2 protein-coding genes are annotated in these 3939 nt (G+C 46.2%); both read left to right on the top strand.

Annotation, left to right across the window (positions count from 1 at the left end):
* Nucleotides 1–68 precede the first annotated feature (68 nt).
* Nucleotides 69–563 carry a leucine-responsive transcriptional regulator Lrp gene (gene lrp, locus BCT81_RS16790; protein ID WP_004734558.1) on the top strand — a complete coding sequence of 165 codons (495 nt, stop codon included), beginning with the start codon at nucleotides 69–71 and terminating at the stop codon, nucleotides 561–563.
* Between the two features lie 163 nt (nucleotides 564–726).
* Nucleotides 727–3903 (top strand): DNA translocase FtsK 4TM domain-containing protein, encoded by a 3177-nt coding sequence (locus BCT81_RS16785; protein ID WP_102425185.1) that lies wholly within the window; start codon nucleotides 727–729, stop codon nucleotides 3901–3903.
* The last annotated feature ends 36 nt before the right edge of the window (nucleotides 3904–3939 follow it).

Raw genomic sequence — 3939 nt, 5'->3', positions numbered from 1 at the left:
ATTTGATACTGAATATTAAAAAGTTGTAGTATATTTTTTTGCAAGGAAGTAATAAGGTGGAATAAAAAATGGCAGACAATTATAAGAAGCCGTCCAAGGAACTAGATCGTATTGACCGCAACATTCTAAATGAGTTGCAAAAAGACGGTCGTATCTCGAACGTTGAACTCTCAAAACGAGTAGGACTTTCTCCGACTCCGTGTCTTGAACGTGTTCGTCGTTTAGAGCGTCAAGGTTACATTACTGGGTACACAGCGTTGCTGAACCCACAGTACCTTGATGCTTCACTTTTGGTGTTTGTTGAAATCACATTGAACCGCGGTGCGCCAGATGTGTTCGAACAATTCAACACCGCTGTGCAGAAACTGGATGACATCCAAGAGTGTCATTTAGTGTCGGGTGACTTTGACTATCTTCTAAAAACACGTGTATCTGATATGGGTGCTTACCGTAAGCTACTGGGTGATACGTTACTTCGTCTACCGGGCGTAAACGACACTCGAACCTACGTAGTAATGGAAGAAGTGAAACAAACCAACCAACTTGTGATTAAAACTCGTTAGTCATAATTGGTGAAATGAAAGAAAGCGGACATTTGTTCCGCTTTCTTGCTTTCTGGAATTGGGTTTTTTGGTTTGATATGGTTAAATCAACAGTAGTTTCATTGAAACGGGCGGCCTGTGCCGCTCGCTATGTTTTTATCTCGTTTAATTATTAAGTTGGTTTATGTTCAAGCAGAGCAGTAATAAAGTAGAAACAATCATTAAAACGAGTGAAGAGCCCCAGTCTTCTCGTTTAAATGGTTCTCAACGCCTTAAAGAGTGCAGCCTGATACTGGGTGTTCTTTTCTCTATTCTACTTGCCGTTGCGTTATTAACCTTTAGCCCAGCCGATCCATCATGGTCGCAAACGGCGTGGGGTGGTGACATTCAAAACGCGGGTGGCTATCTAGGAGCATGGCTAGCAGATACGCTTTTCTTTGTGTTTGGCTCTCTGGCTTACCCACTGCCTATCTTAGTGACTGTTGCCGCATGGGTATTATTCCGCAAACGTAATGAAGATGAGCAGATCGACTTTATGTTGTGGGGCACCCGTTTACTTGGCTTAACGGTGCTTATCCTGACCAGCTGTGGTTTGGCTGACATTAACTTCGATGATATCTGGTACTTCTCGTCAGGTGGCGTGGTTGGTGACGTGTTAACGAGCCTTGCACTGCCAACGCTGAATATTCTGGGTAGTACGCTTGTGCTTCTTTTCCTTTGGGGCGCAGGCTTTACGCTTTTAACCGGTATCTCTTGGTTGAGAATTGTGGAATGGCTAGGTGAAGGTGCGATTAAGCTCTTTACTTCAGCGGTAAATAAAGCACGTGGTCAAGACCAAGAATTGCTTGAGCCAGAATTGAAAGAGTCAGCAGACCGAGATCCACAGCAAGAGCTACGTCAACAGCCAACATACCGCGATGACGAAGTGAAAGAGCAATATGCTGAGCAAGAAGAAGCTCTCGATCCTGCAATGAGCTTCTCAGCGACCAATGAGCCTTCTGGTATTGCAATAAACACATCTAAAGAGGGTGTTGCAGAGAAGCGTCATTACAATATCCATATGCCAACAGAAGCGCCGGTTAAGCAGCAAGCGCCTGCTTCTCAAGATCCAGTTTCTCGAGTGACTCAACCGCCTGTTGCTCCTCAACCAGAGCAGCCAATTGCTGTCGCTCCGGTTTATCAAGCACCACAAGAGCCATTGCAAGAGGGCGTTGAGCGTTCTAAGCAGTTAAATGCGACCATAGAGCAGCTAGAAAGTGCTGCAATGTATGAAGATGATCTTGCTGAGCAAGATCAGACAGATGCACATGAATCTCAAGCTGCTTATCAGCAATACATGCAGCAAGAACCGGAGCCAGTTCGTCCTACTGAACCTATTGTGGATGCGACTACAGAAACAGCTCTTGATGCTCAATATGCACAACCAGAGGTTGATAGTGAAGCTCACGAGTCTACAGAGTTTGATGCTGATGACGTTCAGCCTGAATCTTTGTATGCCTCACCTATGGGCGAGCTAGATGCTGATACTCAAGATGATTTCTCAGCGCACAGTGCACCATTTGATGCGCCTGAAGAGCAAGGCTACGAGCAGCCTTCTGAGTTTGATTCTGAAACAGTAGAGAGTGATATCGAAGAACAACCTGAACCATTCTCATATCAGCAAGAGCAAGAGCAAGCTGCACAACCTGCCGTTGTGGATGAAGAGCCTGCGATTGATCTGCCTTGGGAAGAAGTCACGGAAGATGAAGACCTGAATCAGGATAAAGACGTTGCGGCCTTCCAGAATATTGTTTCTGAAGCTCAAGCGAATATGGCAGCTGCACAAAACCCATTCTTGGTTCAGCAGGAAGTTAACTTGCCGAAACCAGCAGAGCCGCTACCGACATTGGATCTATTGTTCCACCCAGAGAAGCGTGAAACATTCATCGACCGCGATGCACTAGAAGCGATCGCTCGTTTGGTTGAATCCAAGCTAGCTGACTACAAGATTAAAGCGGATGTTGTTGATATCTTCCCTGGTCCAGTAATTACACGCTTCGAGTTAGATTTGGCTCCAGGTGTGAAAGTAAGCCGTATTTCAGGCCTTTCTATGGACTTGGCTCGCTCATTGTCTGCATTAGCAGTACGTGTTGTTGAAGTGATTCCGGGCAAACCTTATGTTGGTTTGGAGTTGCCAAACATGAGCCGTCAAACTGTATTCTTCTCAGACGTAGTGAGCAGCGAGCAGTTCCAAGAAGCGAAATCACCAACGACGGTGGTATTAGGACAAGACATTGCAGGTGAAGCTGTGATTGCTGACCTAGCTAAGATGCCACACGTTCTGGTTGCGGGTACTACTGGTTCTGGTAAGTCGGTGGGTGTGAACGTAATGATCTTGAGTATGCTGTATAAGGCATCGCCTGAAGACGTTCGATTCATCATGATTGACCCGAAAATGCTTGAGCTTTCTGTGTATGAGGGTATTCCTCATCTACTATCTGAAGTGGTTACCGACATGAAAGATGCGTCGAATGCGCTTCGCTGGTGTGTTGGTGAAATGGAACGTCGTTACAAGCTGATGTCAGCACTTGGTGTTCGTAACATTAAAGGCTACAACGACAAGCTTAAGATGGCAGCAGATGCTGGACACCCAATCCACGATCCATTGTGGAAACCGGGAGATAGCATGGACCCAGAAGCGCCATTGCTCGAGAAGCTGCCATACATTGTGGTTATCGTCGATGAATTTGCCGACTTAATTATGGTAGTAGGTAAGAAGGTAGAAGAACTGATTGCCCGCTTAGCACAAAAAGCTCGTGCGGCAGGTGTTCACTTGATTCTTGCAACTCAGCGCCCATCGGTTGACGTTATTACCGGTCTGATTAAAGCCAACATTCCAACGCGTGTTGCCTTTACCGTATCAACTAAGACTGACTCTCGAACCATTCTTGACCAAGGTGGCGCAGAATCGCTGCTTGGTATGGGTGATATGCTTTACTTACCGCCAGGTTCTAGCCATACAATCCGTGTTCATGGTGCGTTTGCGTCAGATGATGATGTACACGCAGTGGTTAACAACTGGAAAGCGCGTGGTAAACCAAACTACATTGATGAAATTACCAATGGTGAGCAAACGCCTGAAACCTTGCTTCCGGGTGAGAAGATGGAAGGTGATGAAGAGGTTGATCCTCTGTTTGATCAAGTAGTCGAGCACGTTGTTCATTCTCGCCGTGGTTCAGTTTCTGGTGTACAACGTCGATTCAAGATCGGTTACAACCGAGCGGCACGAATTGTGGAGCAGCTTGAGGCGCAAGGCATTGTAAGTGCTCCGGGCCATAACGGTAACCGAGAAGTCTTGGCTCCAGCACCGCCGAAAGAGTAATCACTTAATTGTGTAAATAGGAACTCAACCCTTAAT

The sequence above is a fragment of the Vibrio sp. 10N.261.52.A1 genome (assembly GCF_002876325.1).
GTDB lineage: Bacteria > Pseudomonadota > Gammaproteobacteria > Enterobacterales > Vibrionaceae > Vibrio > Vibrio chagasii.
Note: the sequence above shows the minus strand (reverse complement) of the source record. Positions and strands in the feature narration are given on the sequence as shown.